Here is a 17,200-nt window from a genome sequence, read left to right on the forward strand (position 1 = left end):
TGCGCGCTCGATGCACGCGCGGTTGACGGACACGTGATCGAAGACGGGCACGCGATCGAAACGCGCTCGATCGGCGCCACCGCACGCGCCCCGCACGCGGGCGCACGCCCGGATCGCCGCGCCGCCCGCCGAAGCGTCAGGCGCGACTCTCGAGCCAATGCACGCTGAACAAGCGCGCGTCGTCGATCCACACCGTCCCCGGCGTGAACCCCGCCCCCCGCGCGAGCGCGCGGAACCCGTCGACCGTGAACTTGTGCGAGTTCTCGGTATGCAGCGTCTCGCCCGCCTCGAACCGAAACGCGTACCCGGCGACGCGCACCGTCTGCGTGCGCCGGCTCACGAGATGCATCTCGATGCGCTGATGTTCGACGTCGTAGAACGCGCGATGCGCCCACGCGTCGAGCGCGAAGTCGGCGCCGAGCTCGGCGTTCGCGCGCTCGAGCAGATTGAGATTGAACGCGGCCGTCACGCCCGCCGCGTCGTTGTATGCGCGGTGGAGGATCGACACGTCCTTCACGAGATCGACGCCGATCAACAGCCCCCCGCCCTTCAGCAGCGAAGCCGCGCGCCGCAGGAACGCCTGCGCCTCGTCCGGCGAGAAGTTGCCGATCGTGGAGCCGAGAAAGCACCCGACGCGCCGCCCTTTCGCGCACTCGATCGCGTGCATTTGCTCGGACTGCAGATAATCGGCGACGACGGGCTGCACGTCGAGCCACGGATATGCGTCGCGCAGCGCGGCGGCCGATTGCGCGAGATGCTCGGCCGAGATGTCGACGGGCAGATAGCGCGCCGGAGGATTCGACGCCGCGCACGCATCGAGCAGCACGCGAATCTTCGACAGCGACCCCGCGCCGAATTCGATCAGGTTCGCGTCGCGGCCGATCTGCGCGGCGATCTCGTGCGCGCGGCGCTTCAGGATCGCGAGCTCGGTGCGCGTCGGATAGTACTCGGGCAGCTCGCAGATCCGGTCGAACAACGCGGAGCCCGCCGCGTCGTAGAAGTACTTCGGCGCAATGCTGCGCGGCGAGCGGCGCAGGCCGGCGAGCAGGTCGCGGCCGAACGCGCTGTCGCACATCGCCTCGATCGCCACGCCCGCGGCGGCTTCCTTCATGCCTTCAGATATCTCTCGCAAGACGCACTCCCGTGAATTGCCAGCGCGCGGCCGGCGGAAAGAAGTTGCGATACGTCGCGCGCGCGTGCCCCGGCGGCGTCGCGACGCTGCCGCCGCGAAGCACCTGCTGCCCGACCATGAACTTGCCGTTGTATTCGGCCGCGACGCCCGCCATCGGTCGGAAGCCCGGATACGGGTCATACGACGAGCGCGTCCACTGCCACGCGCAGCCCATCATCTGCGCGATGCCCGGCGCGTCGAACGCGGCCTCCCATTCGGCTTCGGTCGGCAAGCGCGCGCGCGCCCACTCGGCATACGCGGCCGCTTCGTAGAAGCTCACGTGCGACACGGGCGCATCGCGCACGAGCGGCTGCAGGCCGTCGAGCCCGAACTCGCGCCAGCCGAGCCCTTCGCCGCCGTCGGACGCGATCCAGTAGAGCGGCGCCTTCCAGCCGTCGCGCTGGACGATCGCCCAGCCGTCGGACAGCCAGAACTCCGGGCGCGCGTAGCCGCCGTCGTCGATGAACGCCGCGAATTCGCCGTTCGTCACGAGCCGCTCGGCGATATCGTACGGCCGCAGAATCGTCTGATGGCGCGGCCGCTCGTTGTCGAACGAAAAGCCGCGCCCGTCGTGGCCGATCTCGACGACGCCGCCCGGCCGCGACAGCCAGCGCGCGGCGCCGCGCGCGAGCGGCGCGTCGTCGCCCGGCGGCGCGGCATCGCTTCGATACGCGGGCAACAGCGGATTCAGCGAGAACGCGTGCAGGATGTCGGTCAGCAGCAATTCCTGATGCTGCTGCTCGTGATGCAGGCCGAGCGTGATCTCCGGCTCCATCGCGACGAGCGACGGCAGATCGGCCGTGCGCAGCAGCTCGAGCAGCGCGTCGTCGACGTGGCGTCGATAGCGATGCACGTCGTCAAGCGACGGGCGCGACAGCATTCCGCGCTGCGGCCGCGCATGGCGCGGGCCGAGCGCTTCGTAATACGAATTGAACAGGTACGGATAGCGCGAATCGAACAGCTTGTAGCCGCGCGCGTGCCGCGCGAGGATCACGGTCTCGAAGAACCAGGTCGTGTGCGCGAGATGCCATTTCGTCGGGCTCGCGTCCGGCATCGACTGCAACGCCTGATCCTCCGCGGACAGCGGCTTCGCGAGCGCGACGCTGCCACTGCGCACGTGCGCAAAGCCGCGCGCGAGATCCGACGCGAGACCGCGCGTCGCTTCTTCGTTTTTCGTCATGTGCACCGTCCCGACTGGATGGTTCGGCGGCGCGCGCCACGCGCCGCCCGCGAACCCATGCAACAAAGAATAGGACACGCGCGCGGCGTCGCGATCCGAATCGCGACGCCGCGCGCGACAAACAAGCGCCGTCTGCGCGGCTCGCCCCGTTCGTATGGATGGATGCTTCGATGTCAGCCGATCGTGATCGAATCGATGCGATCGGGATAGAACGCGAGATGGCCGGCGATCTGCTTCACCGCGTCGTGCGGCGTTTCGTACGACCAAACCGCGTTGACGCCGCGCTCGCCGGCGCCCTTGATGCTGTAGTACGACGCATCGCCCTTGTACGGGCAATGGGTCGTGTGCGCGGTGCGCTCGAGCCGCGACAGGTCGACGTCCTTGCGCGGCACGTATTGCACGGGCGGATACGATGCCTCGCGCAGCGTGAGCGCATCGCGCGTGTCGGCGAGCGAATGGCCGGCCGCCCGGACGACGACGCGCTCGCGCGTCGCGTCGATCGTGATCGGATGGTCCGGGCCAGGAATCCTGACGGGGTGACTTGACTGGGTCATGAAAGCGCCTCCGGTGGCGAAACACGTCGGACTTCGGCGACATCGTACGCCGCCGCGGCGCGGGAAGCGACGCGCGAGCCGCGAATTCTGAAGTTGGGGCGAACGAACAATCACCGTTGCATGCGCCGTTAATTGCGCGTCGCGGGACGATCGAAGCGCGACGCGCACGGCTCGCTCGGGTTCGCGTCTTCGCAGATTCCGTTCCCGCATGACCGCAAACATGCGGCCGGCTCCGGCTATCGATGCACATCGCCCTTTTCAGGCCGTCCGCCGCGCTCGACGAGGCCCGGCCGTCAGCCGCCGCGCGCAACGAACCGTTCGCGCGCGACGGTGCGCGCCGCACGCTTGCAGCACCCGTCAGTTTTTACTGAAATTGCGACAAATACATTAAATAAAACCATCAATCTGCAAATACCATAGCGGCCAACACTGGCAATGGCGTCTCGCACGATGAATATGCACCGAACGAGCGCCTCCGATCGACCCTCGCGGCGCGCCGCGCACGAGCGCCCGCCGCCTTGACTTCGCAGAGAAATTCATGCCCCGCCCCATCGTCGCCCGCATTCATCCGGAAGCCGTCGCGCACAATCTTGCGATCGTCCGGCAACAAGCGCCCGCCTCGCGCGTCTGGTCGGTCGTCAAGGCGAACGCTTACGGCCACGGCATCGAGCGCATCTATCCGGCGCTCGCCGGCGCGGACGGCATCGCGCTCCTCGACCTCGACGAAGCGGTGCGCGTGCGCGAGCTCGGCTGGACGAAGCCCGTGCTGCTGCTCGAGGGCATCTTCGATGCGGCGGACGTCGAGATCGCCGAGCGCCATCGGCTCACGGTCGCCGTGCACGGCGACGAGCAGTTGCAGTTGCTGACGTCCGCGAGGACGACACGGCCGATCGACATCCAGTTGAAGATGAACGCCGGGATGAACCGGCTCGGCTATCGGCCGGGCGCGTTTCGCGCCGCGTGGGAGCGTGCGGCCGCCGCGCCGTCGATCGGCGGCATCGCGCTGATGATGCACTTCGCGAACGCCGACGAAGGCGAGATCGACTGGCAGATGAGCGAGTTCGACACCGCGACGGACGGCCTGCCCGGCGAGCGCACGCTGTCGAACTCGGCGGCCGTGCTGTGGCATCCGCGCGCGCATCGCGACTGGGTGCGGCCCGGCACGATCCTGTACGGTGCGTCGCCGACGGGCGCGGCGCGGCACATCGCCGACGTGCCGCTGCGCCCGGCGATGACCGTCACCAGCCGGATCATCGGCGTGCAGACGCTATCGCCTGGCGAGACGGTCGGCTACGGGCGGCGCTTCACGGCCGAGCGCGAAATGCGCATCGGCGTGGTCGCGTGCGGCTACGCGGACGGCTACCCGCGCCACGCGCCGACCGGCACGCCGATCGCGGTCGACGGCGTGCGCACGCAGCTCGTCGGGCGCGTGTCGATGGACATGCTGACCGTCGATCTCACGCCGTGCCCGAACGCGGGCGTCGGCTCGACGGTCGAGCTGTGGGGCGAGCGGGTGCGCGTCGACGACGTCGCCGAAGCCGCGGGCACGATCGGCTACGAGCTGATGTGCGCGCTCGCGCGGCGAGTGCCGGTCGCGGTCGATCCGTATCCCGCGGCGGCCGCGCGGATCGAGCCCGCGCGCACCGGCAGCTACGGGCGCTGAGCGAAACGGCGGCCAACGGCGCGGGGGCGGCGCGCCGCGCCGGCGGTTCCGCGTTCGATGTCGCGCAGGCGATTCGCGCATCCGGATACCGTCCCGCCGTCGGCCGGCTTCGTGCGATCTCGTGACTTCGTGACTTCATGCAACTTCGTGACTTCGCGCAACCTCGCGCGCCCTCGGCCGATCGAACGCATCACGTCCGCGCGCGCGAAACGATTCGCGCAGTATGCGAAGCACACGATCGGCCGCGCGCGCGGCGGCGCAAACGCCGCCGCGCTCAGGTCCGCCAGCGCGGCGGCCGCTTTTCGAGAAACGCGTCGATGCCCTCGCACGCATCCTCTTCCATCATGTTGCGCGCCATCACGTCGGACGCATACGCGTACGCGTCGTCGAGCGGCATCTGCCGCTGCCGGTAGAACATCGCCTTGCCGTAGCGCACCGCGGCGGGGCTCTTCGACACGATTTCCGCGACCGTGCGCGCAACGGCCGCGTCGAGCGCATCCTCCGGCACCGCCTCGTTGACGAGGCCCCAGTCGACGGCCGTCGCCGCGTCGACGAAGCGGCCGGTGACGAGCATGTCGAACGCGCGCTTCGTCGACACGTTGCGCGACAGCGCGACCGCGGGCGTCGAGCAGAACAGCCCGACGTCGATGCCGGACACCGCGAAGCGGGCCGTGTCGGCGGCGATCGCGAGATCGCACGACGCGACGAGCTGGCAGCCCGCCGCCGTCGCGATTCCCTGCACGCGCGCGACGACGGGCACGGGCAGCGCGTGAATCGCCTGCATCACGCGGCTGCATCGGCCGAACAGGTCACGGTAGTACGCGAGATCGGGCGTGCCGCGCATCTCGCGCAGATCGTGGCCCGCGCAGAACGCGCGGCCCTCGGCGGCGAGCACGACGCAGCGCACGCGCGGGTCGCCCGCGAGCGCGGCGAGCTCGCGCTGCAACGCGCCGAGCAGCGCCTCCGACAGCGCGTTGAACTGCGACGGCCGGTTCAGGCGCAGCGTCGCGACGCCGTCGCGATCGTCGCGCAGGAGCGGCGGCACCGCCGCCTGGCTGGATGGTTCCATGTCGTCCTCCTCGATGGGCACGTGCTCGCGCCGGTGCGGACGGCGACATCGCCCGGCGCGTGTCGAACCAAGGTACACCGTATCCCGTCCGGATCAAGCCGCGTTGCGTCAAGCGATGCGCGCAGGCGAATCCGTCGATGCGGCGAAAAACCGACACCGTCCGCCGAAGAGCGCCGCGGCGGTGGACATCGCCGCAAAAAGCTGTATATTCATACAGTGCTCGCCATCGGCGATCCATGCGAGAATCGCGTGCCGCCGGACGGTCCGACGAGCCGCCTGCGCTTCGGCGCGCGGCCGAGGTCGATCGGGTATCGCGAGACGGGCCACGGAGAAGACATAGTGAAACTGGTTGGATGCGGGTTGCTGTTGTTGGCTTTCGCTTTCTCGGCGTTCGCGAGCGAACGCTACGTCGAGATCTGGAATCCGCCCGAAGCGCGCGCCGGCCAAAGCAACGGCGTGCGCCACGATCCGTCCGCCCGCAAACCGGCCGCACCTGCCGCGAAGCGCAAGCGCGTCGCGCCGCACGTCGTCGAGGCGCGGATGCATCATCCGCCCACCGCCGTGAAGATCGCGCCGAAGCCGCGCGCGATCGATGACGGCGCGCCGCGCACGACGCCCGCGCTGCCGTCGCCCGCCGCCCCCGACATTCCCCGCCTGTTCACGCCGGACGGCAACGTGCTGCGCGTCGGCACGCGCGGCTACGGCGTCGACATCGAGCGCTGACGGCGCGTCAAGCGCGGCCCGACATCGGCGCAACGCCGAACGCGCGGATGCGTCGAAACCGATCGATCGTTCCACTGCGCGCCGCCGAGCAATGCGGAGCGCCGATGGCCCGATTGACGAATGCCGGCTTCTTCCGCGCAATACGCTCGACATTCCACGGCACGCGAAACTCCGCATCGCCTGACGGTCAACGCCGAACGAACCGCGCGTCGGTCACTCAACGAACGCCGCGCGCGGCGCGCCGTCGCGCGCGTGATGCCGGGACGAAGAGCGCATGCGATTCACGATTGACGCCTCTCGGGGGATGTCCGTTCGAGCGGCGCGTTCCTGCGGAGCGCAACGTCATGCACGCTGACGGACGGCGGACGAGCAGAGATGGCAAGAACGAGGTGCCCGGCTGACGGCAACGGCTCGACGGACGTCGCTCGGGTACCCGAATCGATTCTTCCTCTGACCAAGCGGTCGACACGCGGCGTCCGCTCCGTGCTTACACGCCCGCCGGACCTTGCGCGCCGGCCGGGCGGGGATCATCGGGATGCGGCATTTCCCACGGGATCGCCAAGAAGTCGCCGGAAGGGAATTCCGGAACGAGGGCAGCGGCGGCAAGCGGCACCGACCGCCCTCACGCATCTGCGGCGTACGCTTCGATCCGCTTCGGATCGGCCAGACTTTTGCCTCCGGTGAATATGAGACGGATGGCTTGGCGTGACGCGCGGGACATCTTTCGAGACGACGGCGCGTCGTTGCCGTTGACGATCGCGGCCGCCATCGGAAGGCGCCGGAACAACGCCGCGCGGCGCGCGAACGCCGAAGAACCCTCGCCCTCGCACGCGACGCCATCACCATACGCCGCGCCGACGCGCGCGCCCGAACCGCGCGCGCGCATGCTTTGCGCAAGTACAAAAAAAACAGCCGGCCCGAAGGCCGGCTGCTCGTGCGGCTGCCCGCGCGACGCCGAGCGTCGCGCCGACGCTTGGCGCTTAGAAGCGGTGAATCAGGCCGACGCCGAGGCCCACCTGGCTGCGCGACGACGACGGCGACGTGTTGAAGCCGTCGCCGATCGACGCGGTCGCGTCGATGATCTTGCCGCCCGCGAGCGTCTTGCCGTTCGCGCGCTGATACGCCTCGACCGCGAAGAGGCCCGTGCGCTTCGACAGGCTGTAGTACTGCGACAGCGTGAACTGGTGGTACTGCGCCGAGCTCGTGATGCCATTCGATTGCGTCGCGCGCGTGTACGCGTAGCCGCCCGCGAAATCCCACTGAGCAGAAGGCTTGAAGTGCAGCACCGCGCCCGCCGTGTTGAAGATCGCGGTGTTGCGGAACGCCGAGTTGACGCCCGGGATGTACTGCACGTTCGAGTACGACACCGAGACGTCCCACGCGGACGAGAACTGATAGCCGGCCGTCACCGCGACGCGCTGCTGCGCTTGCGCGGTCTTGTAGCCGTTGTTGATCGCCGACACGGCCGTTTGCGCGCCGCCGTTGGACGTCGCCGAGTTCGCGCCCCAGTCGCCACCGCCCGACGTCGAGTTGTTCACGCGCTGGAACGCCGCGGCGATGCCGAGCGGACCGTTCATGTACTGGATGCCCGCGCTCCACGTCGAACCGGCGTTCACGCTGCCCGGCTGGCCGCCGAACGCATACGAGCCGCCGAACGTGAAGCCGTAGAACTTCGGCGACATGTAGACGAGCGAGTTGTTCGTGCGGTAGCTGGTGTCGAGCGAGTCGATGTCGCCCGGGTGCGCGCCGAAGTAGCCGGTGAGCCAGGTCGTCGGGCTGTACGGCGACAGCAGCGAGTAGTACGCGGTGTATTGACGGCCGGCCGTCAGCGTACCGTACGTCGGATTGGTCAGGCCGACCCACGCCTGACGCGTGAAGATGCCGCCTGCGAATTGCGACGTGCCGTTGGCGGTGCTGAAGCCCGATTCGAGCTGGAAGATCGCCTTCGAGCCGCCGCCCAGGTCCTCGCTGCCCTTCAGGCCGAAGCGGCTGCCCGCCCACACGCCCGTCGACATCTTCACCGCCGAGCGGCCGCCCGTCGTCGAGCCGAGCGACGTGCTGCTGCTCTGATACGCGATGCCGTTATCGACGATACCGTAAAGCGTCACGCTGCTCTGAGCGTGTGCCGTGGCGACTGCCGCCAATCCGGCGGCCGTCATCGCGGCCGCTGCGCGCTTTTTCATTGATTCTCCGTCCTCAAGAAATTTTTGTGGTGTGTGTCACGCACATGGCCTGTCCATGCGGTCGCCATTCTCACCGATTCGTCCGTGCCGCAAAACGAAGAATAAAGATCCGTCGGCTCCGCGCAACGCGGGGATTCACTAACTAGTTAGTTTCAACGCTGCACGGACAAGGGTTTCGCGGGTGTGCGCGGCGATTGCTGGAACCGGTTCCCTCGTCCCCGGATTTACCCGAATTTACATTCACACAGTCCTTCCAGACGGCTTCCAACTTACTTTCGTGTGATGATTCGGAAATCCGTCGGCCGGCGCAGGCGCGGCGGAAAAACTCGATGGGTCAATGGCTTGCGGCGAAATCCGGGTGGCCGGTGCGGGGTGTGCTACCGGTTCATGCGGGTAGTCGACGGCGGGTACATCTGTGCGTTTTTTTCAAGCCTTGGGCTTCGCATTCGGAACTTGGAACCAGGCGCTCGAAGGTCGAAGGTCGAAGGTCGAAGGTCGAAGGTCGAAGGTCGAAGGTCGAAGCTCGAAGCTCGAAGCTCGAAGCTCGAAGCTCGAAGCTCGAAGCTCGAAGCTCGAAGCTCGAAGCTCGAAGCTCGAAGCTCGAAGCTCGAAGCTCGAAGCTCGAAGCTCGAAGCTCGAAGCTCGAAGCTCGAAGCTCGAAGCTCGAAGCTCGAAGCTCGAAGCTCGAAGCTCGAAGCTCGAAGCTCGAAGCTCGAAGCTCGAAGCTCGACGCTCGACGCTCGACGCTCGACGCTCGACGCTCGACGCTCGACGCTCGACGCTCGACGCTCGACGCTCGACGCTCGACGCTCGACGCTCGACGCTCGACGCTCGACGCTCGACGCTCGACGCTCGACGCTCGACGCTCGACGCGAGGAACGCACAGATCACACCCGCGCACGATATCCCAGCCCACGGCCACGCGCGCTGAGCAAAGCCGATCGACCGCCACAAGCGTCGCCCTCGCTCGCCGCCATGCCGAATGCGATCGCGCGATCTCGCGCCGAAGAGCATCACGCGCTATCGAGCCGCTTATCGTCTCCCCGCCTTCGCCGCTCTCTGCGCTCGACGCAACCGCCCCCCGCATCGGAGCCCGTTCGGCTCACGATACGCGCGACGCGCGCTCAAAGTGCCCCGAGCACCTCGAATCGATGCGTGCCGTCGCGTCCAAGCTGCTCGACGAGGCCGAACTCCCAATCGAGGTACGCTTGCATCGCTTCCGCTGCGTTGCCGGTGCCCTCGTATGGACGCCGGTAGCGATCGATGCGCGGCGACGCCAGCCGCGTCTCGCCGCTCTCGACCGGCAGGCCCGCGGCGAGCCACGCGAGCGTGCCGCCGTCGAGCAGGTGGACGGACGCTTCTTCCGGCAGCAGCGCGCGCAGGTCCGCCGCCGCGAACGCCGCCAACTGCCCCGACCTGCAAGTCACGACATAGCGGCGCGCACGCGGAATGCGCGTGAGCGCGTCGCCCAGTTGGGCGCGCACCGCGTACCACGCGCCGGGAATGTGCCGCTTCACGTAGTTCGCGCTCGCCGTGACGTCGATGACCGCCACGTCGAGCGGCGCGTCGTGCGGCGGCACGACGCGTTCGGCAAGCGATCCTCGTTGCGCGTCGTCCAGTCGCGCGTCGGCTCGGCGATCCGCCGCCCCGCCGCTCCCTCCGCGCGCGAATTCGTCTGCGCGCACGTCTCGCTCGTCTCGCTCGTCTCGTATGTCTCGTATGTCTCGTATGTCTCGTACGTCATGCACGTCACGCGCATCCGTCGCGTCCAGCGCATTCCGCCCGTCTTGCGTGCGCTGCGCGATCGCGCCGGTCCGCGGTGAAGCAAGCGCTTCCGCCCGCCCGTTCACCGCCTCGCGCTCCACCGCTTTCAAGCCGAGCCACTCGGCGAGCGTGCCGACCGACACCGTCGCGCTTTCCGCAGGCTGCGGCGCGCGCGCCGCCGGCTGCCCGCGCTCGCTGCGCTCATGCGCGTCGAGCGGCTCGACGACGCGCACGTCCCAGCCCATCTGCGCGAGCCACGACGCGGTCATGTCGGCGCGCACGCCGTCGTCGTCCGCGAGCGCGATCCGCGCGCCGCGCACGGGCGCATGATGATCGGTCTCCTGTACCAGCTGGCCGCCCGGCGCGCTCGCGAAGCCCGGCAGGTGGCCGGCCGCGTATTCGTCCGGCGTGCGCACGTCGAAGCGATAGAGCGTGAGATCGTCGGACTCGAGCATGTGCAGATCGCGCAGCGCGATGCGCGTTGCGCCCGCGCGACGTGCGAGGCCGCGCGCCGCCTGCCGCGCGGCCTCGCGCCGATCCGCGTCGACGCGCTCGGGAAAGCGCCTCGACGCGCCGTGTTCGAGCGTTTGCCCCGCGAGCGTCCAGCCGATCGTCCCGTTGCGCAGCGCCGCAACCGGGTTCGGCAGCCCCGCGTTGATCAGCGACTGCGTGCCGATGATGCTGCGCGTGCGTCCCGCGCAGTTCACGATCACGCGCGTCGCCGGATCGGGCGCGAGCTCGCGCACGCGCAGCACGAGCTCCGCGCCCGGCACGCTCGTCGCGGTCGGAATGCTCATCGTCTGGTATTCGTCGAAGCGGCGCGCGTCGACGATCACGACGTCGGCCCGCGCGTCGATCAACTGCCGCACCTCTTGCGCGGACAGCGACGGCGTGTGCCGCTGCGCCTCGACGAGCTCGCCGAACGCCTTGCTCGGCACGTTCACGTCGATGAAGAGCTCGCCGCCCGCCGCCCGCCAGCCGTCGAGCCCGCCTTCGAGCCGATGCACGCGCGTGTAGCCGAGCGCCGCGAGCACGGCGGCCGCGCGCGGCGCGAGATCTTCGCCGAGCGCTTCGCCGTAGACCGCGATCGTCGTGTCGCGGCGCGGAATACGCGTCCACGCTTCGAGTTCGAGCTTCGACAGCGGAAAGTTCGCGGCCCACAGCGGATGGCCGTGCGCGTACGGGTCTTCCTCGCGCACGTCGATCAGCGCGATCTCCGCGCCGGCGAGCAGCGCGGCGCGCACGTCGGCGGCGGATAAGGTCGGGAAGCTCGCGGGCGCCGAATCGCCCCCGGGAGCGGGCGCGGGAGCGGTGTCGCGGAGCGACGAGGAAGAAGGATCGGTCACGGAATCGAGGCTCATCGGATCAGGGCAGCCGGAAGTTTGGATGGTGGAGAACTACGTTGCGCCGCGTCGATGCATATCGACGCGCGGCACGAGAGAAGACGTGGTCGAGCAAATGCGCGCGTTGCCGCCGAATCGAATCCACACGCGGCAGGCGCTGCGACGTTGCTTCCGAACGGAAACCGTCGCGCCGCTGAACTTCGCGATCCGACGCGAACACGAGTGGCCGCGGAACTTGCAAAGCATGCGAGACACACGAAGCGCGCGGAATGCCCGAAGCAGGCAAAGCGAACGATGCCGGCAAGCGACACGCGGAACACGGAAAGCTCACGATACGGACGGATCGCATGCGAGTCCGCTGCATACGCGCGAGCGACCGATTGAGCGAGCGGTCGGGCGCGCAGGCGGCGACCGCCGCGCATCGACGCGCAACGCGCGACGCACGACACGCAACGCCCGATGCGCTGCGCCGAATCGAATCGACAGTCGACAGTCGGTACTCGGCGCTCGGCGCTCGGCGCTCGGTACTCGGTACTCGGTACTCGGTACTCGGTACTCGGTACTCGGTACTCGGTACTCGGTGCTTGGCGCTCGACACTCGACACTCGGCACGCAACGCGGCACCGGCGCACGCCGACGCCCATTGCATATCGCGCGCCGCGCGATCGACGCGACACGGCGCACCGTCCGTCCGCCGCGCGAAGCCGGCAGCGACGCCGAATCGACCGACATGCCCGCGGCAACGCAGCCGCCCGAAGCGCACGCTCAACCGACACGCGAATACCCGGAAACGAACGGCTTGCGCGTGCCGTCCTCGCGGTAGACCGAGCGCTCGACCGCGCCGATGTCCGCGCCGTAGACATGGATGCTGATCGACACGCGATCGGCGAACGCATTGCTCACGCGATGAATATCGCCGACCGACGGCGACACCGCCTCGACGCGCCCCGGCTCGAGCCGCACCGCGTCGCCCGCGGGCAGCGGCCGGCCGTCGGGCGCGAGCGCGTACGGCTGCGAATACTCGGCGCCGCGCAGCATGCCGATCAGCCCCCAGACGGTGTGATCGTGGATCGGCGTTGTCTGCCCCGGCCCCCACACGAAGCTCACGACCGAAAAGCGCGCGGCCGGATCGAGATGCAGCAGGAACTGCTGGTAGCGCTCGGGATCGCAACGGGCATACGCGGCGGGCAGCCAGTCGTCGCGTGCGACGAGATCCGCGAGCAGCGCCGCGCCGTCGCGCAGGATGCGCGGCTCGTCCGGGCGCGTGTCGACGAGCCGCTCGAACGCGGCGACGAACGCGCGCAACGGCACGCTCGCGCGCAACGCAGCCGCAGAGGATTCGTTATGCAAAGAATGCGCGCTCATCGGCAGCCTCTTCGAATATGATTGTTCGACATGATGCACCTTAAACTCCATGCAAGACAAACATGAAAATCAGTGACATCGACGCATACGCCGCCGTGGTCCGCTGCCAGTCGCTGAGCCTGGCGGCGGCCGAGCTCGGCATCACGCAGCCGGCGATCACGCGCCGCGTGCAGAATCTCGAGGAAGCGCTCGGCGTCGAGCTGCTCGACCGCAACACGAAGCCGCCGCGCCCGACCGAGATGGGCTGGCGCGTGCACGACCAGTGCCGCACGGTGCTGCGCGAGATGCGCGCGCTGCGCGAGCTCGTCGCCGAGCCGCTGCCGCCGGCGGGCGAGTTCCGGCTCGGGCTCACGCACGGCATCGGCGAGCTGCTGCTGCTCGATCTGCTCGCGATGCTGCGCGACCGCTGGCCCGCGCTCGCGCCGCAAGTCGCGACCGGCTGGGGCGGCGCGTTGCTCGACCAGCTCGGCCACGACGCGCTCGACGCGGCGCTCGTGTTCCTCGCGCGCGAGATCGCGCTGCCGGCGCATGTCGCGGGCGAGCGGCTCATCGGCACGCGGCTCGTCGTGGTCGCGCGCAAGGGCGACTTTCCGCGCCGCGGCTACCGGCTCGCCGACTGCCATGAGGCCGGCTGGGTGCTGAACCCGGACGGTTGCGGATTCCGCGCGGGCCTGAAGCGCGCGCTCGACGCGCAGCGGCTGCCGCTGCGCGTCACGCTCGACACATACGGGCGCGAGCTGCAATTGCAGAGCGTCGCGAACGGGCTCGGCCTCGGCCTCATGCCGCTGCCGCTCGTCGAGATGAGCCCGCTGCGCGACGCGCTCGACATCGTGCCGATCGCCGATTTCAAGCCGCAGATCGATCTGTGGGCGCTGCGGCGGGAGCACGCTTCGCGCCTCGCCGCGCCTGCCGGCGCGATCGGCCAGCTCGCGCGGACGCGATTGCGCGCGCTCGGCGATGCGCGCGAGCCGCATGCGGCGCGCGATACGCGATCGCCGCGCGGGCGAATCGACGGCGCCGCGAAACGGGCGCGCGATTCGATTTGAGCGCGAGCGCGGCTGCGCCGGCCGATGCGGCGCGGCGCGCCACGCGCCGGGCGTTGCAGGCCGCATCGCGCATCGCGCGGCGCGGTTCATCGCGCCGTTCACGCCGTTCGCTTCGCACGTCGTCGCACGCCCCTCGGAACGCGTCACCGCCCATCGCCATGCGCGGCGAACGCCGCGCGTCCCGCCGCGACGAGAATCGAATCGTCCTGCGGCGTGTGAATCCGGCTGCACAGCGCGTCGCGATGATGGCGCTCGAGCGGGTTGTGGCGGCTCAGCCCGTGATTGCCCGATAGCTGCAACGCCAGCTCCGTCACGCGGATCGCGTGGCTCGTCACCGTGAATTTGACAAGCCCGCTCGCGTCGACGTCGAGCGGCGCGCCGGCATCCGCGCGCGCGGCCGCATCGTCGAGCAGCACGCGGTTCACCTGCAGCAGCGCGTCGATCTCGCCGACGATTTCCTGCACGCGCGGCAGCGTCGCGAGCGGCGCGCCGAGGCTCGCGGGCGCGCGCGCCTTCGCGAACCCGACGACCCAGTCGCGCGCCGCCCGCGCGAGCGCATCGTACAGGCTGCCGAGCAGCACGATCATCCACGCTTGCTGGTCGGCGTGCGCATCGACGTCGGCCTGGCTCGCGCCCGTCGGCGCCCACGCGTCGGGCGCGCGCAGATCGACGGCGTGATCGAGCGGAATCCGCACGTCGTCGAACACCACCTCGTGACTGCCCGACGCGCGCAGCCCGAGGTGATTCCAGCTTTCGATCACGCGGATGCCGTCGCCGCCCGCCTGCCCCCGCGCCGCGCCGCGCGGCACGAGAAACACGCCGACGCGCGGCCGCGCTTCGTCCGTGCGCGCCCACACCGCGAGCCAGCGCAGCGCCGGGATGCCGGTGCTGTACAGCTTGTGGCCGCTGATGCGCCAGCCGTCGCCGTCGCGGCGCGCGACGCTCGCCGGGAGCCCGCCGCGCGCGGGCGAGCCGAGCTCGGGCTCGACGCGCAATGCGTTGATCAACGCGCCGTCGGCGACCGCGCTCGCGAACACCGCGCGCCGCGCGGCCGCCGGCCAGCGGCTGTCCGCGCGGCCGAGCGCGCGGTGCTGCAAATAAGTCATCGTCAGCACGAGCGCGGTCGCGGCGTCCGCGCGGGCGATCGCGCCGACGATCCGGCGCGCGCGGGCGAGCGTCGCGCCGCCTCCGCCGTACTCGCGCGGCACGGCCTGCGCGATCAGGCCGTGCGCGTGCAGCCATTCGAAATGCGCGTGCGGGAAGCTGCCGTCAGCGTCGTGCCGCGCCGCGCCCTCCGCGATGCGCGGCGCGAGCTCGGCGAGGCTCGCGTCGAGCCGGGCGTCGTCGCTCGCGGTGCTCGCGAACTCGGGCGGCACGAGGGCGGGCGAAGTAGTCGGCGGGGTCGATGCTGTTGATGCTGTTGATGCTGTTGATGCAGTCGATGCGATCGGCGCCGCTGATGCGCCCTGCGCAGCCGCCGCGGCTGCACGCTCAACCGGCGCGCGGCCGCCGCGCGCATCGCTCGGACGCGACAGGTCCTCGCCCGGCGCGCGATCGGCCAATGCGCATGCGCCGCCGGCCGCCGCGCCGTCGTCGTGCGAGCCCGCTTCGCGCGCGTCGCCGCGTGCGGGCGCGAAAGGCGATTCGGCAAAGAGAGAAGCCATCTGCGAACGTTCCATCGTCGTAGTCGATCGCGATGCCGATCGATCGTCAAAAAAACCGTCCGCCCGGCGCGCGAGCGCACGCGAACGAAACGGATCGCCCACAGCGTAAGCGCGCCGCCCGGCCCGGCAAACCATGCAAATGCGATATGGATTCCGATATTTATTATTTATCTGTTGCATGATCCTGGCGGTAATCTGCGCTCCGGATTCCCGGCCCGCGTGCGCTTTCACGCCGCGCGCCGGGCCGGCATCGAACCGCCCGGCCGTGTGCCCGGGCGCCCCGCATCGGAGACACAGATGAGCGTCGAGATCATCGGCATGATCCAGAGCCAGAAGCAGTCGGAGATCCATCCGCCGACCGGCAACGCGGTCGACCGCAACTACGTCCGCGCATTCGCGCAGGCGCACGAGCGCGCCGGCTTCGACCGCATCCTCGTGCCGCACCATTCGACCGGGCCGTCGGCGACGCTGACGATCTCGTACGCGGCGGCCGTCACCGAGCGGGTTCATTTCATGCTCGCGCACCGCCCCGGCTTCACCGCGCCGACGCTCGCCGCACGGCAGATCGCGACGCTCGACCAGTTCAGCGGCGGCCGCCTCGCGGTCCACTTCATCTCGGGCGGCTCCGACGACGAGCAGCAGCGCGACGGCGACTTTCTCGGCCACGACGCGCGCTACGCCCGCACCGACGAGTATCTCGGCATCCTGCGCCGCATCTGGACGGCGGACGAGCCGTTCGATCACGAGGGCGTCCACTACCGCTTCAGGCAGGGCTATTCGGAAGTGAAGCCCGCGCAGAAGCCGCACGTGCCCGTGTATTTCGGCGGCGCGTCGGATGCGGCGCTCACGGTCGCCGGCAAGCACGCGGACGTCTATGCGCTGTGGGGCGAATCGCTCGACCAGGTGCGCGAGCTGACCGCGCGCGTGCGCGCCGCGGCGGCCGCGCACGGCCGGCACGTGCGCTTCTCGGTGTCGTTCCGCCCGATCCTCGCCGCAACCGAGGGCGCGGCGTGGGCGCGCGCGCATCGCATCCTCGACGAGACGCGGCGGCTGCGCGAAGCGGCCGGGCTCGGCGTGGGCAGCCCGCAGCAGAGCGAAGGCGCGCGGCGGCTGCTCGCCGCGGCCGAGCGCGGCGCGCGCGTCGACACGCGGCTGTGGACGGAAATCGCGAGGCTCACGGGCGCGCGCTCGAATTCGACCGCGCTCGTCGGCACGCCCGAGCAGGTCGCCGACGCACTCGCCGATTACTACGACCTCGGCGTCACGACGTTCCTGATCCGCGGCTTCGACCCGCTCGACGACGCGATCGATTACGGCCGCGAGCTGATCCCGCGCGTGCGCGAGCGCGTCGCCGCGCGCGACGCGGCCCGCAAGGTCGCGTGAGCGAGCCGGGCTCGATCGACGTCGCGCCGACTCGACGGCCGCATCGGCCATTCGCGCGCCCGCTCCTCGGCCCATTCGCATCAATCGCCGCT

General features: G+C 69.8%; 14 protein-coding genes. 5 read left to right on the forward strand and 9 right to left on the reverse strand.

The genetic code is table 11. The annotated features are described in order from the left end of the window. Window positions 1-136 precede the first annotated feature (136 nt). The 3 genes from egtD to WT60_RS29255 all read right to left on the reverse strand — a co-directional run bounded on the left by egtD (window position 137) and on the right by WT60_RS29255 (window position 2,905). Window positions 137-1,111 (reverse strand): L-histidine N(alpha)-methyltransferase, encoded by a 975-nt coding sequence (gene egtD / locus WT60_RS29245; RefSeq protein ID WP_038747627.1) that lies wholly within the window; start codon window positions 1,109-1,111, stop codon window positions 137-139. Window positions 1,112-1,115: 4 nt separating this feature from the next. Continuing rightward, window positions 1,116-2,351: an ergothioneine biosynthesis protein EgtB gene (gene egtB / locus WT60_RS29250; RefSeq protein WP_060355440.1), complete on the reverse strand. Its 1,236-nt coding sequence runs from the start codon at window positions 2,349-2,351 to the stop codon at window positions 1,116-1,118. Window positions 2,352-2,524: 173 nt separating this feature from the next. Then, window positions 2,525-2,905, reverse strand: coding sequence for a DUF427 domain-containing protein (locus WT60_RS29255; RefSeq protein WP_059578613.1), 381 nt, complete (start codon window positions 2,903-2,905; stop codon window positions 2,525-2,527). Window positions 2,906-3,443: 538 nt separating this feature from the next. Between WT60_RS29255 and alr the strand changes: the two genes are divergently transcribed. Next, the gene (gene alr, locus WT60_RS29260) at window positions 3,444-4,568 is read left to right on the forward strand and encodes an alanine racemase (protein ID WP_038747621.1); all 1,125 of its coding nucleotides are present in this window, start codon (window positions 3,444-3,446) and stop codon (window positions 4,566-4,568) included. A gap of 274 nt (window positions 4,569-4,842) precedes the next feature. Here alr and WT60_RS29270 read toward each other — a convergent pair whose 3' ends face one another. Continuing rightward, window positions 4,843-5,637 carry an enoyl-CoA hydratase gene (locus WT60_RS29270; RefSeq protein ID WP_038747616.1) on the reverse strand — a complete coding sequence of 265 codons (795 nt, stop codon included), beginning with the start codon at window positions 5,635-5,637 and terminating at the stop codon, window positions 4,843-4,845. Between the two features lie 360 nt (window positions 5,638-5,997). Here WT60_RS29270 and WT60_RS29280 point away from each other — a divergent pair, with 360 nt between their 5' ends. Then, window positions 5,998-6,360, forward strand: coding sequence for a hypothetical protein (locus tag WT60_RS29280; protein ID WP_100185410.1), 363 nt, complete (start codon window positions 5,998-6,000; stop codon window positions 6,358-6,360). Between the two features lie 622 nt (window positions 6,361-6,982). Here the strand turns inward: WT60_RS29280 and WT60_RS29285 are convergent. Both WT60_RS29285 and WT60_RS29290 read right to left on the reverse strand, forming a co-directional pair. Further along, window positions 6,983-7,246, reverse strand: a complete 264-nt coding sequence (locus WT60_RS29285; RefSeq protein WP_060355438.1) for a hypothetical protein — start codon at window positions 7,244-7,246, stop codon at window positions 6,983-6,985. Window positions 7,247-7,340: 94 nt separating this feature from the next. Further along, on the reverse strand, window positions 7,341-8,543 hold the full coding sequence (locus WT60_RS29290) for a porin (RefSeq protein WP_038747611.1): 1,203 nt from the start codon (window positions 8,541-8,543) through the stop codon (window positions 7,341-7,343). Window positions 8,544-8,958: 415 nt separating this feature from the next. On the opposite strand from WT60_RS29290, the gene WT60_RS34830 reads away from it, so the two are divergent. Further along, window positions 8,959-9,474, forward strand: a complete 516-nt coding sequence (locus tag WT60_RS34830) for a hypothetical protein (RefSeq protein ID WP_186448625.1) — start codon at window positions 8,959-8,961, stop codon at window positions 9,472-9,474. A gap of 193 nt (window positions 9,475-9,667) precedes the next feature. On the opposite strand, the gene WT60_RS29300 is transcribed toward WT60_RS34830, so the two are convergent. Continuing rightward, window positions 9,668-11,668, reverse strand: coding sequence for a rhodanese-related sulfurtransferase (locus WT60_RS29300; RefSeq protein ID WP_100185411.1), 2,001 nt, complete (start codon window positions 11,666-11,668; stop codon window positions 9,668-9,670). A 747-nt stretch (window positions 11,669-12,415) separates the two neighbouring features. Next, window positions 12,416-13,015 carry a cysteine dioxygenase gene (locus tag WT60_RS29310; RefSeq protein ID WP_059578979.1) on the reverse strand — a complete coding sequence of 200 codons (600 nt, stop codon included), beginning with the start codon at window positions 13,013-13,015 and terminating at the stop codon, window positions 12,416-12,418. A gap of 62 nt (window positions 13,016-13,077) precedes the next feature. Here WT60_RS29310 and WT60_RS29315 point away from each other — a divergent pair, with 62 nt between their 5' ends. After that, entirely contained in the window at window positions 13,078-14,061 is a 984-nt protein-coding gene (locus WT60_RS29315) for a LysR family transcriptional regulator (protein ID WP_038747606.1), read from the forward strand. Between the two features lie 143 nt (window positions 14,062-14,204). Here WT60_RS29315 and WT60_RS29320 read toward each other — a convergent pair whose 3' ends face one another. Next, window positions 14,205-15,725, reverse strand: a complete 1,521-nt coding sequence (locus WT60_RS29320) for an acyl-CoA dehydrogenase family protein (RefSeq protein WP_236860894.1) — start codon at window positions 15,723-15,725, stop codon at window positions 14,205-14,207. Window positions 15,726-16,022: 297 nt separating this feature from the next. Here WT60_RS29320 and WT60_RS29325 point away from each other — a divergent pair, with 297 nt between their 5' ends. Then, window positions 16,023-17,108, forward strand: coding sequence for an LLM class flavin-dependent oxidoreductase (locus WT60_RS29325; RefSeq protein ID WP_038744301.1), 1,086 nt, complete (start codon window positions 16,023-16,025; stop codon window positions 17,106-17,108). Window positions 17,109-17,200 lie beyond the last annotated feature (92 nt).

Source organism: Burkholderia sp. MSMB617WGS (assembly GCF_001532025.2).
Classification (GTDB): domain Bacteria; phylum Pseudomonadota; class Gammaproteobacteria; order Burkholderiales; family Burkholderiaceae; genus Burkholderia; species Burkholderia savannae.

Coding starts and splice junctions, on each gene's coding strand:
- WT60_RS29255 (WP_059578613.1), bottom strand. CDS start 2,905: ATGACCCAGTCAAGTCACCCCGTCAGGATTCCTGGCCCGGACCATCCG.
- alr (WP_038747621.1), top strand. CDS start 3,444: ATGCCCCGCCCCATCGTCGCCCGCATTCATCCGGAAGCCGTCGCGCAC.
- WT60_RS29310 (WP_059578979.1), bottom strand. CDS start 13,015: ATGAGCGCGCATTCTTTGCATAACGAATCCTCTGCGGCTGCGTTGCGC.
- WT60_RS29320 (WP_236860894.1), bottom strand. CDS start 15,725: ATGGCTTCTCTCTTTGCCGAATCGCCTTTCGCGCCCGCACGCGGCGAC.
- WT60_RS29270 (WP_038747616.1), bottom strand. CDS start 5,637: ATGGAACCATCCAGCCAGGCGGCGGTGCCGCCGCTCCTGCGCGACGAT.
- WT60_RS29300 (WP_100185411.1), bottom strand. CDS start 11,668: ATGAGCCTCGATTCCGTGACCGATCCTTCTTCCTCGTCGCTCCGCGAC.
- WT60_RS29290 (WP_038747611.1), bottom strand. CDS start 8,543: ATGAAAAAGCGCGCAGCGGCCGCGATGACGGCCGCCGGATTGGCGGCA.
- WT60_RS29315 (WP_038747606.1), top strand. CDS start 13,078: ATGAAAATCAGTGACATCGACGCATACGCCGCCGTGGTCCGCTGCCAG.
- egtB (WP_060355440.1), bottom strand. CDS start 2,351: ATGACGAAAAACGAAGAAGCGACGCGCGGTCTCGCGTCGGATCTCGCG.
- egtD (WP_038747627.1), bottom strand. CDS start 1,111: ATGAAGGAAGCCGCCGCGGGCGTGGCGATCGAGGCGATGTGCGACAGC.
- WT60_RS29325 (WP_038744301.1), top strand. CDS start 16,023: ATGAGCGTCGAGATCATCGGCATGATCCAGAGCCAGAAGCAGTCGGAG.
- WT60_RS29285 (WP_060355438.1), bottom strand. CDS start 7,246: ATGCGCGCGCGCGGTTCGGGCGCGCGCGTCGGCGCGGCGTATGGTGAT.